Source organism: Streptomyces liliiviolaceus (assembly GCF_018070025.1).
In the GTDB taxonomy this organism is placed as follows: Bacteria; Actinomycetota; Actinomycetes; order Streptomycetales; family Streptomycetaceae; genus Streptomyces; species Streptomyces liliiviolaceus.
In genome coordinates this window covers 5,785,639-5,799,529 of the sequence record NZ_JAGPYQ010000001.1, presented here as the reverse complement: position 1 = coordinate 5,799,529, position 13,891 = coordinate 5,785,639, and the positions used below count along the sequence as shown (strand labels likewise).

The 13,891-nt window shown below is 69.9% G+C and carries 12 protein-coding genes; 6 read left to right on the top strand and 6 right to left on the bottom strand.

Annotated elements, in window-relative coordinates; translation table 11 throughout:
- Nucleotides 1–27: 27 nt before the first annotated feature.
- Nucleotides 28–1,014: a polyphosphate kinase 2 gene (gene ppk2 / locus J8N05_RS25255; RefSeq protein ID WP_210886301.1), complete on the bottom strand. Its 987-nt coding sequence runs from the start codon at nucleotides 1,012–1,014 to the stop codon at nucleotides 28–30.
- A gap of 360 nt (nucleotides 1,015–1,374) precedes the next feature.
- On the opposite strand from ppk2, the gene J8N05_RS25250 reads away from it, so the two are divergent.
- Nucleotides 1,375–2,355: an ArsR/SmtB family transcription factor gene (locus J8N05_RS25250; protein WP_247706476.1), complete on the top strand. Its 981-nt coding sequence runs from the start codon at nucleotides 1,375–1,377 to the stop codon at nucleotides 2,353–2,355.
- 48 nt (nucleotides 2,356–2,403) lie between these two features.
- Here J8N05_RS25250 and J8N05_RS25245 read toward each other — a convergent pair whose 3' ends face one another.
- On the bottom strand, nucleotides 2,404–3,585 hold the full coding sequence (locus J8N05_RS25245; RefSeq protein ID WP_210886297.1) for a PP2C family protein-serine/threonine phosphatase: 1,182 nt from the start codon (nucleotides 3,583–3,585) through the stop codon (nucleotides 2,404–2,406).
- 130 nt (nucleotides 3,586–3,715) lie between these two features.
- On the opposite strand from J8N05_RS25245, the gene J8N05_RS25240 reads away from it, so the two are divergent.
- Nucleotides 3,716–4,795 carry a protein kinase family protein gene (locus tag J8N05_RS25240; RefSeq protein WP_210890369.1) on the top strand — a complete coding sequence of 360 codons (1,080 nt, stop codon included), beginning with the start codon at nucleotides 3,716–3,718 and terminating at the stop codon, nucleotides 4,793–4,795.
- A gap of 4 nt (nucleotides 4,796–4,799) precedes the next feature.
- Here the strand turns inward: J8N05_RS25240 and J8N05_RS25235 are convergent, their stop codons facing one another.
- Nucleotides 4,800–5,408 (bottom strand): hypothetical protein, encoded by a 609-nt coding sequence (locus J8N05_RS25235; protein WP_247706474.1) that lies wholly within the window; start codon nucleotides 5,406–5,408, stop codon nucleotides 4,800–4,802.
- 102 nt (nucleotides 5,409–5,510) lie between these two features.
- Here J8N05_RS25235 and J8N05_RS25230 point away from each other — a divergent pair, with 102 nt between their 5' ends.
- From J8N05_RS25230 to J8N05_RS25220, 3 genes are all read left to right on the top strand, one after another.
- On the top strand, nucleotides 5,511–6,296 hold the full coding sequence (locus tag J8N05_RS25230; RefSeq protein ID WP_210886293.1) for a cyclase family protein: 786 nt from the start codon (nucleotides 5,511–5,513) through the stop codon (nucleotides 6,294–6,296).
- Complete coding sequence (locus J8N05_RS25225) at nucleotides 6,293–7,936, top strand: thiamine pyrophosphate-binding protein (RefSeq protein WP_210886290.1); 1,644 nt, start codon at nucleotides 6,293–6,295, stop codon at nucleotides 7,934–7,936. The genes J8N05_RS25230 and J8N05_RS25225 overlap by 4 nt, the downstream gene beginning before the upstream one ends.
- A 71-nt stretch (nucleotides 7,937–8,007) precedes the next feature.
- On the top strand, nucleotides 8,008–9,324 hold the full coding sequence (locus tag J8N05_RS25220; protein WP_210886287.1) for a HEAT repeat domain-containing protein: 1,317 nt from the start codon (nucleotides 8,008–8,010) through the stop codon (nucleotides 9,322–9,324).
- Here the strand turns inward: J8N05_RS25220 and J8N05_RS25215 are convergent.
- Both J8N05_RS25215 and J8N05_RS25210 read right to left on the bottom strand, forming a co-directional pair.
- Nucleotides 9,307–12,021 (bottom strand): HD domain-containing protein, encoded by a 2,715-nt coding sequence (locus J8N05_RS25215; protein WP_210886283.1) that lies wholly within the window; start codon nucleotides 12,019–12,021, stop codon nucleotides 9,307–9,309. The two genes, J8N05_RS25220 and J8N05_RS25215, sit on opposite strands and share 18 nt — an antisense overlap.
- A 9-nt stretch (nucleotides 12,022–12,030) precedes the next feature.
- Complete coding sequence (locus tag J8N05_RS25210) at nucleotides 12,031–12,420, bottom strand: hypothetical protein (protein WP_247706473.1); 390 nt, start codon at nucleotides 12,418–12,420, stop codon at nucleotides 12,031–12,033.
- 250 nt (nucleotides 12,421–12,670) lie between these two features.
- Here J8N05_RS25210 and J8N05_RS25205 point away from each other — a divergent pair, with 250 nt between their 5' ends.
- Nucleotides 12,671–13,324: a CatB-related O-acetyltransferase gene (locus J8N05_RS25205; RefSeq protein WP_210886279.1), complete on the top strand. Its 654-nt coding sequence runs from the start codon at nucleotides 12,671–12,673 to the stop codon at nucleotides 13,322–13,324.
- Here J8N05_RS25205 and J8N05_RS25200 read toward each other — a convergent pair.
- Entirely contained in the window at nucleotides 13,321–13,863 is a 543-nt protein-coding gene (locus tag J8N05_RS25200; protein WP_210886277.1) for a hypothetical protein, read from the bottom strand. The two genes, J8N05_RS25205 and J8N05_RS25200, sit on opposite strands and share 4 nt — an antisense overlap.
- Nucleotides 13,864–13,891 lie beyond the last annotated feature (28 nt).

Sequence of the window (13,891 nt, the reverse complement as noted above, 5' to 3'; positions counted from 1 at the left end):
CCTCGCGCCAAGAGAGCGCGCCCTCCCCTACGGATGCCGGCCGGGACCCCCGATCTGGGGTGACAGCGGGGTGGGGGAGAGGTCCGTCGGTTCCTCGTCGCTCTCCAGGAGGGTGTTGGCGGAGCCGATGATCCGCGGATCGGCCGTGCCGACGGCCTCCTCGTCCTTCGCCGTGTAGTCGCAGAGCAGGAGCAGATGACGCATGGATTCGAGGCGGGCACGGCGCTTGTCGTTGCTCTTCACCACGGTCCATGGCGCGTACGGCGTGTCCGTCGCCCGGAACATGTCGACCTTCGCCTCCGTGTAGGCGTCCCACAGGTCGAGGGAGGCCAGGTCGGTGGGGGAGAGTTTCCACTGCCGGACGGGGTCGACCTGGCGGATGGCGAACCGGGTGCGCTGCTCGGTGCGCGACACCGAGAACCAGAACTTGATCAGCACGATGCCCTCGTCGGTGAGCATCTTCTCGAAGATGGGCGCCTGCGTGTAGAAGTGCCGGTACTCGGCCGGGGTGCAGAAGCCCATCACGCGCTCGACGCCGGCCCGGTTGTACCAGGACCGGTCGAAGAAGACGATCTCACCGGCGCCCGGCAGATAGGGGACGTAACGCTGGAAGTACCACTGCCCGGCTTCCTTCTCGGTGGGCTTGTCCAGCGCCACCACGTGCGCGCCGCGCGGGTTCAGACGTTCGGTGAACCGCTTGATGGTGCCGCCCTTGCCCGCCGCGTCCCGTCCCTCGCACACCACTACGATCCGCCGGCCGGTGTCCCGTACCCACTTCTGCAGTTTGAGAAGTTCGATCTGCAGGATCCGCTTCTGCCGCTCGTAGGACTGACGGCGCAGCTTGTGCTCGTACGGGTAGTTCTCTCGCCAGGTGTCGAGGGGCTTGCCCTCGCGGTCCAGGAGGACGGGCTGCTCGGGGCGCTCCTCGTTCACCAGCAGCCCGGCGAGCAACTCCACCTCGACGGACGGTTCTTCTCCGCCGTCGGAGGGCGGCGCGTTCAGAGGATCAGCCACCTGTGGTCCCTTCGTAGCCTGGCGGCAGCGCCCGCCGACGGACCGGCGTACGACTCCCGCCTCCGTCAGAATGGCACGCGGGCGCGCGCCCGGCGCCGTGCCGAACGGTCAAGGCCGCCCGTCCCGGACGTCCGTCTGCCCTAGTACCCCGCGGGCACGCTCCCGCACGGCGTGATCCCCTGCCGGGGCCCGTCGGCGGGCTCTGACGACGGGCCGAACGGATCCGGCCAATGCACGCCCGGTTCCCGGCCCTCGTGCAACTCCCGTCTCGCCTCACGGCTCTTAAATGGGTACGGGACGAGTCACGTAAGGAACGCACACGGGGGAACCATGCTCAAGTTCCACTTCACGGAAGCGGATATGGCCCGTATCAGGATGGCGGGCGGCCCCGATCCCATGTGGGAGATGCTGCTCAGCCTGCATCTGCTCGGGGGGAACGACGGATCGGTCGTCTTCGGGGCGTGGAAACGGCGGATCCGCAACCGCCTGCCCGGCAGCACCCGGCTGCTGTTCGATCTGGCGCCGCCGCGGGGATATTCGGCCGACTTCCTCACTCCGGCGCTCGACCGAGGGGGACTCGAATCGGGGATCGACGCCGTACTGTCCACCCCGCGCGGCGGGCTCAGACGTGACATCGCCCGGCTCGCCGCGGCCCGGAACCTCGGGGCGCGAACCCTGTCGCTGGCCGAGGCGGGCTCCGACGCGATGCGCAGCCTCGGCACGGCCCTGCGCGGCTACTTCGACGTCGCGCTGCGGCCGTACTGGGCCGAGGTGAGGAACTCGATCGAAGCGGATCGCGCCGTGCGGGTGCGGGCGCTCCTGGACGGCGGCACCGAGGGCATGCTGACCACCCTGCATCCCGCCCTGCGCTGGCAGCCCGGTGTCCTCACGGTGGCCAGCGCCTACGATCGCGACATCCGTCTCGACGGCCGCGGTCTGCTGTTGCTGCCTTCCTTCTTCTGCTGGCGGGCGCCCATCACACTGCGCGACCCCGGTCTGCCTCCCGTGGTCGTCTACCCGGTCGCCCACGATCTCGGGTGGTCGCAGTCCGACGACGGCCAGGGCCGCGAGGCCCGGGAGGCACTGGGCGCCCTGCTCGGGAAGACCCGCGCCGAGGTACTGGCGGCCGTCGCCGACCACGGCGGATCGACCAGCGATCTGGCCCGGCGGCTCGTGGTCTCCGCGGCGTCGGTCTCGCAGCATGCCGCGGCGCTGCGCGACTCGGGCCTGATCGTCACGCAGCGCCGCGGGCAGAGCGTGCATCACAGTGCCACCGCTCTCGGCAGCGCGCTGCTGGAGGGCCACCGGCAGATTCCGCAGGCGCCCTTACGGAGGTGTTAGCGCACGCAGCACGGCGGGCCGGGAGACCCCGCCCGCCGTCGTACGCCGTCAGTTCGCCGCGGCCGTGTCCCCTGCCGGAGCGCGGTTGCCGTGCCAGTCCAGGATGAGGACCGTGGCGTCGTCGCCGAGGTTGCCCCGGCTTGCTTCCGAGACCGCGGCCGTCAGCGTCCGGACGGCCTCGCGCGGATGCAGCGCGCGGGTCTCGTGGACGACCCCGGCCAGATCGACGGCGGCGGCACCGCGGTCCTGCATGCCGTCGGTGAGCAGTATCAGCCGGTCTCCCGCCCGCAGTTGCAGTATCTGTTCGCGGTAGGGGATCGGCGCCGGTACGCCGAACGGCAGATTGATGGCGAGTTCGATCGCCTCGACCGCCCCGTCGCGCAGTCGCATGGGCCAGGGATGACCGGCGTTGACCAGTCGGCAGACACCCGACGCGAGTTCGATGCACAGCAGCTGCCCGGTGGCCAGGCCTCGGCGGTGCTTCATCAGCGCCTGGTGGGCCTGCTGCGCCTGTGCGACCGGGTCGCAGCCGCTGCGGCGGGCCCCGCGCAGCGCACCGAGCAGCAAGGTAGCCAGCAGGGCGGAATCGGTGTCGTGGCCCATGGCGTCGGTGATCGACAGATGCAGGGTGTCGCGGTCCAGGGTGTAGTCGTAGGTGTCGCCGCCGATGTCGTCGGCCGGGACCAGTCCCGCGGCGAGCGTGAACTGCGACGACTCGCAACTGGACGCCGTGGGAAGCAGCTGGTGCTGGATCTCCGCGGCCAGGCTGGCGTCGGTGGTGCGCCGGCGCAGGTGGTACAGGTCGGTGAAGCGGCGGTCCGTGACGATGATGTAGGCCAGCGCGTGCGCCGCCTCCCGCACCTGTCTCAGTACCGTGTCGTCCGCGTGCTGCAGGGTGACTTCGAGCACGCCGATGCAGTCCCCGCGGTTGGACACCGGCGTGATGATGCGCTGGTTGCCCTGGCCGTCCACCTCCACATGCTGGCGCTGGCTGCGCAGCACCATGCCGTGCACGCTGCCCTGCAGCTCTATCGGCTCGGTCTCCTCGTCCTCGTCGGCCGGGGTCAGCCGTACGAGCCGATGACCGATGAGGTCGACGAACAGGAACGACACGTGCTCCGCACCGAAGCGCTTCTGCAGGTTGCGTGCCACCACGTCGACCGACTCTCCTGGTGGCGCGGCCTCCGCAGAGGCCAACAGCTCACCCAGTTCAAGATCTCCACCATCCACGACGACCTCCCATCGGATTCCGTTCCTTCTGCCCCGACTTTCCTGGACCTCACTTAATGTGACGTAGAACGGGGGAGTTCTCGAACATGCATGCGGGCGCATTTGGGGATCATTCGGAGTGGAGTCGACGGTGAAATACGGCGGTACGGGCCGAAGTGCGCGGCTCGCGGCCCACGGAGCCGTTTCCACGGCACTGGCCCTGCTTGGCGACCGGGCGCTCCAGGAACTTCTGGACGCCGCCGGGACGACCGGTACCGGCATCGGCGGCAGGACGACCCTGCTGGAGGTCGGCGGAACGCGGGTCTTCGTGAAGCGGGTGCCCCTCACCGACCTCGAACGGCAGCCGGGGAACATACGCTCCACCGCCAACCTGTTCGGGCTGCCGCTCTTCAGTCAGTACGGCGTCGGCGGGCCGGGCTTCGGGGCCTGGCGAGAGCTCGCCGTGCACACGATGACGACGAACTGGGTGCTCGCGGGCGAGTACGACGGCTTCCCCCTGATGCACCACTGGCGGATCCTGCCGGACTCGACGCCCCTGTACGAGGAACTGGCCGACATGGAACGGGCCACCGCTAGCTGGGACAGCGGCGGATCAGCGGTACGCTGGCGGATCGACGCCCTGCGGCACTCCTCGGCGAGCATCGCGCTGTTCCTGGAGTACGTCCCGCAGAACCTGCACCAGTGGCTGGGGCGGCAACTGGCCGCCGGCGACGAGGCCGCCGAACGGGCCTGCGCCATGGTGGAGAGCGAGCTGGAAGCAGGCACCTCCTTCATGAACGGCCGGGGTCTGCTGCACTTCGACACCCACTTCGAGAACATTCTCACCGACGGTGAGCGCCTCTACTTCGCCGACTACGGCCTCGCCCTCTCCTCCCGGTTCGAACTGACGCGGGAGGAGCGCGAGTTCTTCGACCTGCATCGCGGCTACGACCGCTGCTATGCGGCCGGCTATCTGGTGAACTGGCTGGTCGCCACCCTGCACGGCAGGGACAGACGTGCGGCGCAGGTGCGGGCGTACGCCGAGGGCGAGCGTCCCACCGGGGTTCCGGCGGGCATTGCGGCCGTCCTCAGCCGCGACGCGCCGCTCGCCGCGGTGATGGCGGACTTCATCCGCCGGCTCACCGACGAGAGCAAGCACACGCCGTACCCGCTCAAGGAACTCCGTCGGATCGGTGCCGTCCGCGACGCGTCCGAGGGCTCACCGGTGTGAGCCGTCAGGCCGGCAACCACTTGCCGAGGGCGTCGATGAGCCGGTCGAGCGGCGGCCGTTCCGCGGAGCGGTCCGTGACGACCGTACGGCCGTCGAAGCGCAGCGTGTACTGGAACAGGTCGGCCGCGCCCTTGTCCACGGTGGACGTGGGGACGCCGTCCAGCGCCGGGTCCCCGAGCAGCGTACGCAACCGCGTGAACTGGGCCGCGCTGGTGCGGCGTACGTCGGTGTCACCCTTGTCGCTGGTGCGGACCGTGCCGTCGCCGCGCAGGATCACCTCCTGCTGAACCCCGGCGAAGCCGCCCGTGACGGTCATGGTCACCAGCTTCTGGCGCTGTCCCGCGGTGGGCACCGGGGACGGGCTCGCGGAGGGCGGGGCCGTGACCGAGGCGGAGGCCGCGTCCGTCGCCGAAGGGGGTGGGGTCGGGGTCGGGGTGGGACTGGGGGATTCGCCGGGCGCGGAGGTGGAAGGAGAGGCCGTGGCGCCGGCCGAAGGATCCGACGACCGCGTCGTGTCCTCGCCGCCGTCACCGGAACAACCGGCCAGGCTCAGCACGATGGCCGCGAACACGGCCGCCGCCGTCGTACGCCTGGGCATCGTGCTCCTGGGCATCGCGCGCACTGTGCCTCCATCCGCTTTCCGCTCGCCGGACCGGGAGCGGCTGTCGGTCCCGGCTGCCATGCTGTCAGTTCTTCCGTCGTACGAGGAGGCCGCATGTCCGAGCCGTCCGTTCTCGCCGCGCTGGTGGCCGGGTTGCGAGGAGGGTCCATCGAAGTCGTCGACCTCACCGCCCCGTTGTCGTCGTCGACCCCGGTGCTGCAGTTGCCGCCGGAGTTCGGCCAGACCCAGGTGTTCACCCTGGAGGAGATCAGCAGGTACGACGACCGGGGGCCGGCCTGGTACTGGAACAACTTCCGCAGCGGCGAGCACACGGGTACCCATTTCGACGCCCCGAACCACTGGGTGACCGGCAAGGACCTCGCCGACGTGGCGTCCGTACCGGCGGGGCGGCTGGTCGCGCCGGCCGCGGTGCTGGACTTCACCGCCGAGGCGGCGAAGGACCCGGACTTCCTCCTGGAGGTGGACCATGTGAGGCAGTGGGAGGCCGAGCACGGGCCGCTGCCCGAGGGCGGCTGGCTGTTGCTGCGGACCGGGTGGGACGCCCGCTCGCACGAGCAGGAGGCGTTCCTGAACGCGGACGAGAACGGCCCGCACACCCCCGGTCTGTCGCCGGAGTGCGCGCGCTGGGTGGCCGAGGAGTCGCCGGTGATCGGCCTCGGCGTCGAGACGGTGGGCACCGACGCCGGACGCGGGCACGCCTTCGACCCGGCCTTCCCCTGTCACTCGTACCTGATGGGCAGTGACAAGTACGGACTCACCCAGTTGCAGAACCTGGCGGCGCTGCCCCCGACCGGCGCCGTCGTCGTCGCCGGACCGCTGCCCATCGTCTCGGGCTCCGGATCCCCGGCCCGGGTGCTCGCCCTGGTGGAGCGCTCATGAAGGTCGCGGAGGCCGTCGGACGGGCGCTGTACGCGGCCGGGGTCGGCCAGGTCTTCGGCGTCGTCGGCTCGGGCAACTTCCATCTGACCAACGCCATGGTCGCGGCCGGAGCGCGGTTCGTCGCCGCACGCCACGAGGGCGGAGCGGCGACCATGGCCGACGCGTACGCCCGTACGAGCGGCACGGTGGCCGCACTGAGCGTCCATCAGGGACCCGGCCTCACGAACGCCATGACCGGCATCGCCGAAGCGGCCAAGAGCCGTACACCGCTGCTGGTGCTGGCGGCCGAGGTGACCGAGCGGAGGTCCAACTTCCACATCGACCAGGAGGCGCTGGCCCGGGCGGTCGGCGCGGTTCCGCTGCGGATCACCTCGGCCGAGCACGCGGTGGAGCAGGCCTGCGCGGCGGTCGCGCGAGCCGTGCATGAGCGGCGGACCGTACTGCTCAACGTCCCCCTGCCGGTGCAGTCCCTGGACGTTCCCGAGGGCGCCCTGGCACAGGCGGCACCGCCTCGGGAACGGGAGGCGGTGGAGCCGTCGCCGGACGAGGTGACGGCGTTGGTGGACGTCCTCGGACAGGCGCGGCGGCCGCTCTTCGTGGCCGGCCGCGGAGCACGCTCACCGGGCGCACGGGCCGCCCTCGAAGCGCTCGCCGACCGGTACGGGGCGCTGCTGGCGACGTCGGCCGTGGCGCGCGGCCTGTTCCACGGCAACCCGTGGTCGCTCGACGTGTCCGGAGGCTTCTCGTCCCCGCTGACGGCCGAACTGATCGAGGGCGCGGACACGATCGTGGGCTGGGGCTGTGCCCTGAACATGTGGACGATGCGGCACGGCCGGCTGATCGGGCCCGGCACGACCGTCGTACAGGTCGACGACGACGCGTCGGCGCTCGGCGCACACCGTGAGGTGCGGTTCGGCGTCACCGGCGACGTGGAACTCACCGCCCGGCTCGCCCTGGAGACGGGCGGCGCCGCGGAACGGCAGGGCTACCGGACGCCCGACATCGCCGAGGCCATCACCGCCCGCGTGCGCTGGCGGGACGTGCCGTACGAGGACGACGGCAGCCGTGAGCGGATCGACCCGCGCACGCTGAGCATCGCCCTCGACGACATCCTGCCCGCGGAGCGCGTGATCGGCGTGGACTCCGGCAACTTCATGGGCCACCCGATCATGTATCTGTCGGTGCCGGACGAGAACGGCCTGTGCTTCACCCAGGCGTTCCAGGCGATCGGCCTGGGACTCGCGACCGCGATCGGCGCGGCCCTCGCACGTCCGGACCGGCTCGCGGTGGCGGCGCTCGGCGACGGCGGGGCCATGATGGGCGCCGCGGAGTTCGACACGGTACGCAGGATCGGTCTGCCGATGGTCGTGGTCGTCTACAACGACGACGCCTACGGAGCGGAGGTGCACCACTTCGGACCGGACGGACACCCCCTGACAACGGTCGAGTTCCCGCCGACGGACATCGCCGCGGTGGCCCGCGGCCACGGCTTCGAGGCGGTGACCGTGCGCGCCCCGACGGACCTGAAGGCCGTCGAGGACTGGGTCGCGGGCCCCCGGTCCGCCCCCTTGCTGATCGACGCGAAGGTGACCCGGGACCACGGCTCGTGGTGGCTGGAAGAGGCGTTCCGCGGCCACTGAACGGACACGCGGCCCTGCGGGCGGAAGCGCAACCCCGGGGCGGCTCATGAGTCTCCCTTGCAGGGGGTGCCATGGGGACGGAACAACAAATCGCCTACTTCTTAAGTCAGTTGACGAACGCCGACAAGCAAGCGGATCCGGAGCGTCGCGCGGCGGCAGCGAAAGGCCTCGGCAGGATCGGCCGACCCGAGCACGCCGAAGCCCTCACCGAGGCTGCCGCCGACCCCGTACCGGAGGTGCGCGCGTCGGCGGCCCTGGGACTCGGCCGCCTCGGCGTCCCGGAGGCGGACGCCACCGTGCTGCCGGGGCTGATGCGTGACTTGGACCCCTGGGTGCGACGCCGGGCCTCGGTCGCCGCCATCCGGCTGAAGCTGACGGGCAGAGCAGTCACGGAAGCATTCGTTGGCCTGCTCGACGATCCGGACCACCACCTGCGGATCAACGCCCTGGACGGCCTGTACGCGCTGGGCGTGACGGGCGATGTCGCGGCGGCGGCACGGCTGCTGGGCGATCCGGAAGGCGCGGTGTGGGGACGCGCACGGAAGCTGCTGTACCGATTCCGCGAAGACCCGGCCGTCCGCGCGGAGGTGCTCCGCACGGCCCGGGAGGGCGAGGGCGCCGCCCGGGCGCAGGCGTTGCAGATGCTGCCGGGGCACTGTGGCAGGCGGTTGCTCGACTCACTTCTCACCGGGCTGCGCGACCCGTCCCCCGAAGTGCGGCACGCGGCGGCCCGACGGCTGCTGGACCTGAAAGGGCGCTCGGTGCGGGACGCCTGGGTCGAGGCCCTGCGGACGGAACGGGACCCGGAGGTCGCGGGCACGCTGCTGAGCGGACTCGGGTGGCAGGGCGAACGGCGGGTGACCGACCTCGCAGTGCGATGGCTCGGCGACCCCCGGGCCGGACGGTGGGCCGCAGGCGCTCTGGGCGACCTCGGCACGGGGACTGCCGTGGAGCATCTGCGCAGAGCCCTCACCGACACGGAGCTGCCGGCGACCACCAGGAGAGCCGCCGCGCTTGCGGTGGGCAGGGCGGGAAGATGGGACGCGGTCTGGCTGCTGCTCCCGCTTCTCGACGACCCCGGAGCCGAGGTGCGTGCGGGAGCGGTCGACGGCCTGGGCGCACGCGTCCACGACGGCCTCCGCGTCTGGGAACGCCGCCCCGTGGCGGACGCGCTCACCGCCCACCTCGCGTCCGGCAGGGACGCGACCTGGCGCACCTGCCACGCGCTCGACGGCCTGACCGAGGCACTTCCGGCCCTGCGTCGGCTGGCGGACGAGGCCCCCTCTGCGGAGGTGCGGGCCGCCGCGCTACGGCTGCTGACTGGGGGCGACACGGCAGCTCCGCAGTACGTGCGATGCTTCGAGCGAGGCTCAGGGGGCCGACGGTGAAGGCGGGATTGTCTGGTGCGGGCGTCGTAGGTGGTAGCCCCAGATGGGTCCCAAAGACTCGTCCTCCAGATGGGCGACGTCCGACCAGCCTCGTTGTTCGATCGGCGCGAGGAGGTCGCCCATGGTGCAGGACCACGCCGAGCAGAGGGCTTCGAGGAACAGCCCGTGCACATTGCCGGAAAGGCGCCACCAGAACTTCTGCCAACTGAGATTCGTGTCGTGGCGGGCGAACTCGTAGGCGCTGTCGCGGCCGTGGGCAACTGGGAAGAGATCGGCGAGTTTGGGATCCAGGACGTCGATGCAGACCAGGACCCAGCCCTCGGCCAGGCGCACCTCGCGTCCGGACAGATAGTGGAAGGCCCCGGGCGGACGGGCTCTCCAGCTCAGCGGCGGGCCTCCCTCGACAAGGAACACCTCGGACCGTTGCGCGGCCCACCGAATGACGTCGGCCGGCCGCATGAGCCCATCGGCGGTCATGGCGAAGGCGGCGTCCCCGGGGAGACTGTGAAGGGCTCGGTACTGGATGAAGGAGAGTTCCAGCTGAAGTGAGTCCGTGTAGTTGTCCGTGGTGCGCAGTCGTTGTTCCTGTTCACCTATCCAGCGGCGCAGCTGGTCAAGGTCGGCGACAGGTTTGGCCTGGTCTCGCGAAGCACGATCCGGTCGGCCGACGAGGTACCCGGCGAAGCCCATTGCTTCGTCGGCGAGGAAACCGTTGACGGTCACGATGCCCTGGTAATTGAGCTGGGTCCAGTAAAGAAGGTCGGATCCCAGGGCAGCCAGACCGATGCGCTGCTGGTCGTCGTCGAAAAGTTCGGTGGCGCGTTCGATGAAGGCGTCCCGCAGCCGCAGGCGTTGCTTTTCCTGATTCACCTTCCAGCTCTTGGTGAAGGAGGGGTAGAGGCGGTCGAAGACCGCTTCGGGCGACCCGGTGGCCAGGGCGAAGGGCTCGACGGCTTCCGCGGAGGTTGCTCCAGGCTCCCAGACCCGGATGGGCACCATGTTCTCCAGGACGAGTCGGCGCACGAGCTGGCTGAGGTGGTCGTCCTCGGTGTGCAGGAGGATGCCCTCGGCGCTGTACGGATCCTCCTTGAGTCGGATGCGAAGCAGGGTGCCAGGGGCCGTCCGGACGGAGGCCGGCAGAGCCGCGAGGAGCGGGCGCCTCGATGATCCCTCGAAGGTGAGCCGGCGGGCGTCCGCCGTCGAACCGTCGAAGCGCCGGGTGGTCAGCTCGATCTCGTGGCCGAGCATGAAGACTGAGAAGAAGCCGATACCGAACCGGCCTCTCGGCTTGAAACCTCCGCTGGCGAGTCCGGGCAGCCGGTTACGGACGCGGGAAGAACTCCAGCCGCTGGTGCCGAAGTCCAGCAGGCCGTGGACGAGGGTCTCCTCGTCCATGCCGATGCCGTTGTCGCGTACTTCCAGATGCCAGTCTCCCTGTGTCTGTGTCAGTCGCACCTCGACCTGGGCGCCTGTGAAGTCGGGGTCGATCACCTGGCGGGCGAGGACGGCGTCCTGCGCGTTCTGGATCAGCTCACGGACGGCTACCTCCGGTTCCTTGCCGTAGAGCTGTTCACCGCCCAGGGTCTCCACCAGGGAGGGAACGTTGGAGATCTTCACCGCGGCGTCGACGGGCCGCCAGTCGGTCACGGGGAACAACTCGGCGAAACGCTCGGGGGAGTCCACCCCGGCCACCGCACGGGCGGCCAGTCGTCCGCGTCCGAGATCGTGGAGGAGGGCGTCGACCTTCTTCAACTCGTCGTCCACCTGGCGGAGATAGTCCAGAGCCAGCCACCACGCGGGCGCGGCCTGCGGGGCGAAAGGCCGCAGTGAGGTGTACGTGACCCGGTCGCCCTGCAGATGAGGCCGGCTGACGTGTTCCTGGAACCGCCAATGGTCGTGCGACAGACCCTCGGGCCTGCGGAGCGAGAACAGGAACGTGGGCGCACGCCGACTGTCGATCTGGGTCGCGTCGGCGAGCCGCAGGACACAGGCCAGTTTGAGCGGCTCGATGAGCCATTCCACCGGCTGCCAGGTCAGCGAGCCCTTGGCCTGCCGGAACTGCGAGCCGAGTGCGTCGACCGACCACCAGTGGCTCGCCGCCAGGTCGCCGATGAGCGGGCCGTACGACTCGCGCAGTTGCAGATCCTGGATGAGGTGGATCTCGTTGCCCGCGCTGGACCGCCACGGCTGGTCCACCAGCCGTCGAGCCTGTTCCGCGTGCGCCTCCCGGATGGCGATCGCCCGGCATTCCTCCGCGATCTCCGCCGGGGGCGTGTCCAGCTCCGCTGCGTCCGGCCAGCATCCCTTCTTGCGGAAGTGAGTGATCGATACGAGGTCGCGCCACCGTTGTTCGCCGAGCGCGTCAGGGAGGCTCACGGAGTACGCAGCCGCACCCATGGCCGCATCGTGCAGCACGAAGGCACACCCCAGTACGTATGCCTCGGCCGGTGTGAGAGTGACCTGTTCACCGCAGATGATGTCGGCCGTCTCCCACAGAGCGTCGACGTGCGTGATGTCGTGGACCGTGAAATCGGGCATGCTGCGGGCGTTCTCCGTCAGCAGTGGGGCCGCGTTCTCACGCAGGGCCAGATAGGAAGCACGCAGACGCTCCCGCTGGACCCGGTGATCGTCCCCGCGCGGTCGTACAGCGAGGGTCTTCCGCCAAAGAGGTGTCGCGGTGTAATCGAATTCCGGCACCGTAGAACTTCACCTCATCGCGGGGAGCAGGAAGAGCATGGCCAGTAACCACATCAGCAGTACCGAGACGACGATGAATACCAGGACGTACGTCTCGTACCAGCGCAACAGGTTGCGGGTGCGCGGGCGTTTGCGGAAGTCGGGGGCGACCATCTCGTCGGTGAGGTCGCACTCCTCGTGGCGGTAGTCCAGCCACGTAAGGGCTCCGACGACGATCAAGGTCGCGGTGAAAGCGGCGACAACGGTGGTGAGGACGAGCAGCCCGACCACTCCGCCACGTGCTGTCGCGGCGTCGATCCCCCATTCTCGGTATCCCACGAAAAGAGCGAGAACGGCGGTCACCAATGTGGTCGCGAGCGTCTGGTAGATGGCCAGGAAACGGTGGAGATTCTCGTTCACCGCGTGAATCTGCTGGAGTATGTAGCGGTAGCGCTCCAGTGCGAATTCGTCACGTGCCAAACCTTGCGCCCGATCTGCGTTGCGGGACGCCTCAGGTGCCACCATGCAATCCCCGTCCCCCCGACGCGGCTTCAAGCATAGAGCCGTAGGGCAGGCCGGGACCATGGACTTGGAGAAAGCGGGCCAATCGCCCTCGTCGCGTCGGCGGCTGCGATCATGTGACCCGTCACCCAGGAGGAGTTGATCCGTGATGCCGGCCGTTCCCGCCGATCCCGATGTGGTGCATCCGATGCCCGAGCAGCCCCGGGTGGTGCTGCTGCGTCCCCTGGTCACCTCGCCGTTGATCGAGGTGGGGGAGTACTCCTACTACGACGATCCTGACGACCCGACGGCTTTCGAGACCCGCAATGTGCTGTACCACTACGGGCCGGAGAAGCTGGTGATCGGTAAGTACTGTGCGCTGGGCGAAGGCGTGCGGTTCATCATGAACGGGGCCAATCACCGGATGGACGGCCCCTCGACGTTCCCCTTCCCGATCATGGGAGGGGACTGGGCCGAGCACTTCGATCTGATCACCGGGCTGCCCGGCAGGGGTGACACCGTGGTCGGCAACGACGTCTGGTTCGGATACCGGACCACGGTGATGCCCGGGGTCCGGATCGGTCACGGGGCGATCATCGCCTCCGGGGCCGTCGTGGTCGATGACGTGCCCGACTACGGCATCGTCGGCGGCAACCCGGCCAGGCTCCTGCGGCGCCGGTACGCCGACGAGGACATCGCGCGGCTGCTGGCCCTCGCCTGGTGGGACTGGCCCGCCGAGCACATCAGCGAGCATGTCCGGACCATCATGTCCGGCGGCATCGACGACCTTGAGGCCGCGGCGCCGGGCCCGGCGCAGGCCTAGGCCTGGGAATAGTCGGGCCGCAGCGCGGCGCCGTCGCTCCTCAGGGCCGCGTCCATGGCGCGCAGGCGGCGGTGCTGGAGGGAGCTGTTGGAGATGCCCCAGCCGATGAAGACCACGGTGAGCAGCGCGAAGCCGATGGTCTGGCGCGGCCCGCCGGTCGCGGCCGTCAGCACGGTGACCGAGCAGAAGAGGACCGTGAGGAAGACCAGAGCCGGTACGCGGTGACGTGTGCGGTGCAGGCGCTGGGCGACCAGTGCGCGCATGGCGTCCCGCTCGGCCGGATCGGTGGGGACGTCACCCTTGCGCAGCTTCCGGTCCAGTACGACGAGGCCGTCCGTGCTGCCCGCGGCCCGCTTCTCCTTGCGCCGGGCGAGGAGCACGGCGGCGATGCCTCCGACCGAGACGACGGTCGTGCGGAGCACGACGGAGAGTACGGAGGGTCCCGGGAACAGGAGCACCACCAGGGCGCTGCCGGCGAGTATCGACAGGACGAACTGCAGCCAGATGTGTTTGCCGAGCAGGGTGTTGACGCGTTCCATGGTCCGTCACTCCTAGGTTTCGGGTCGG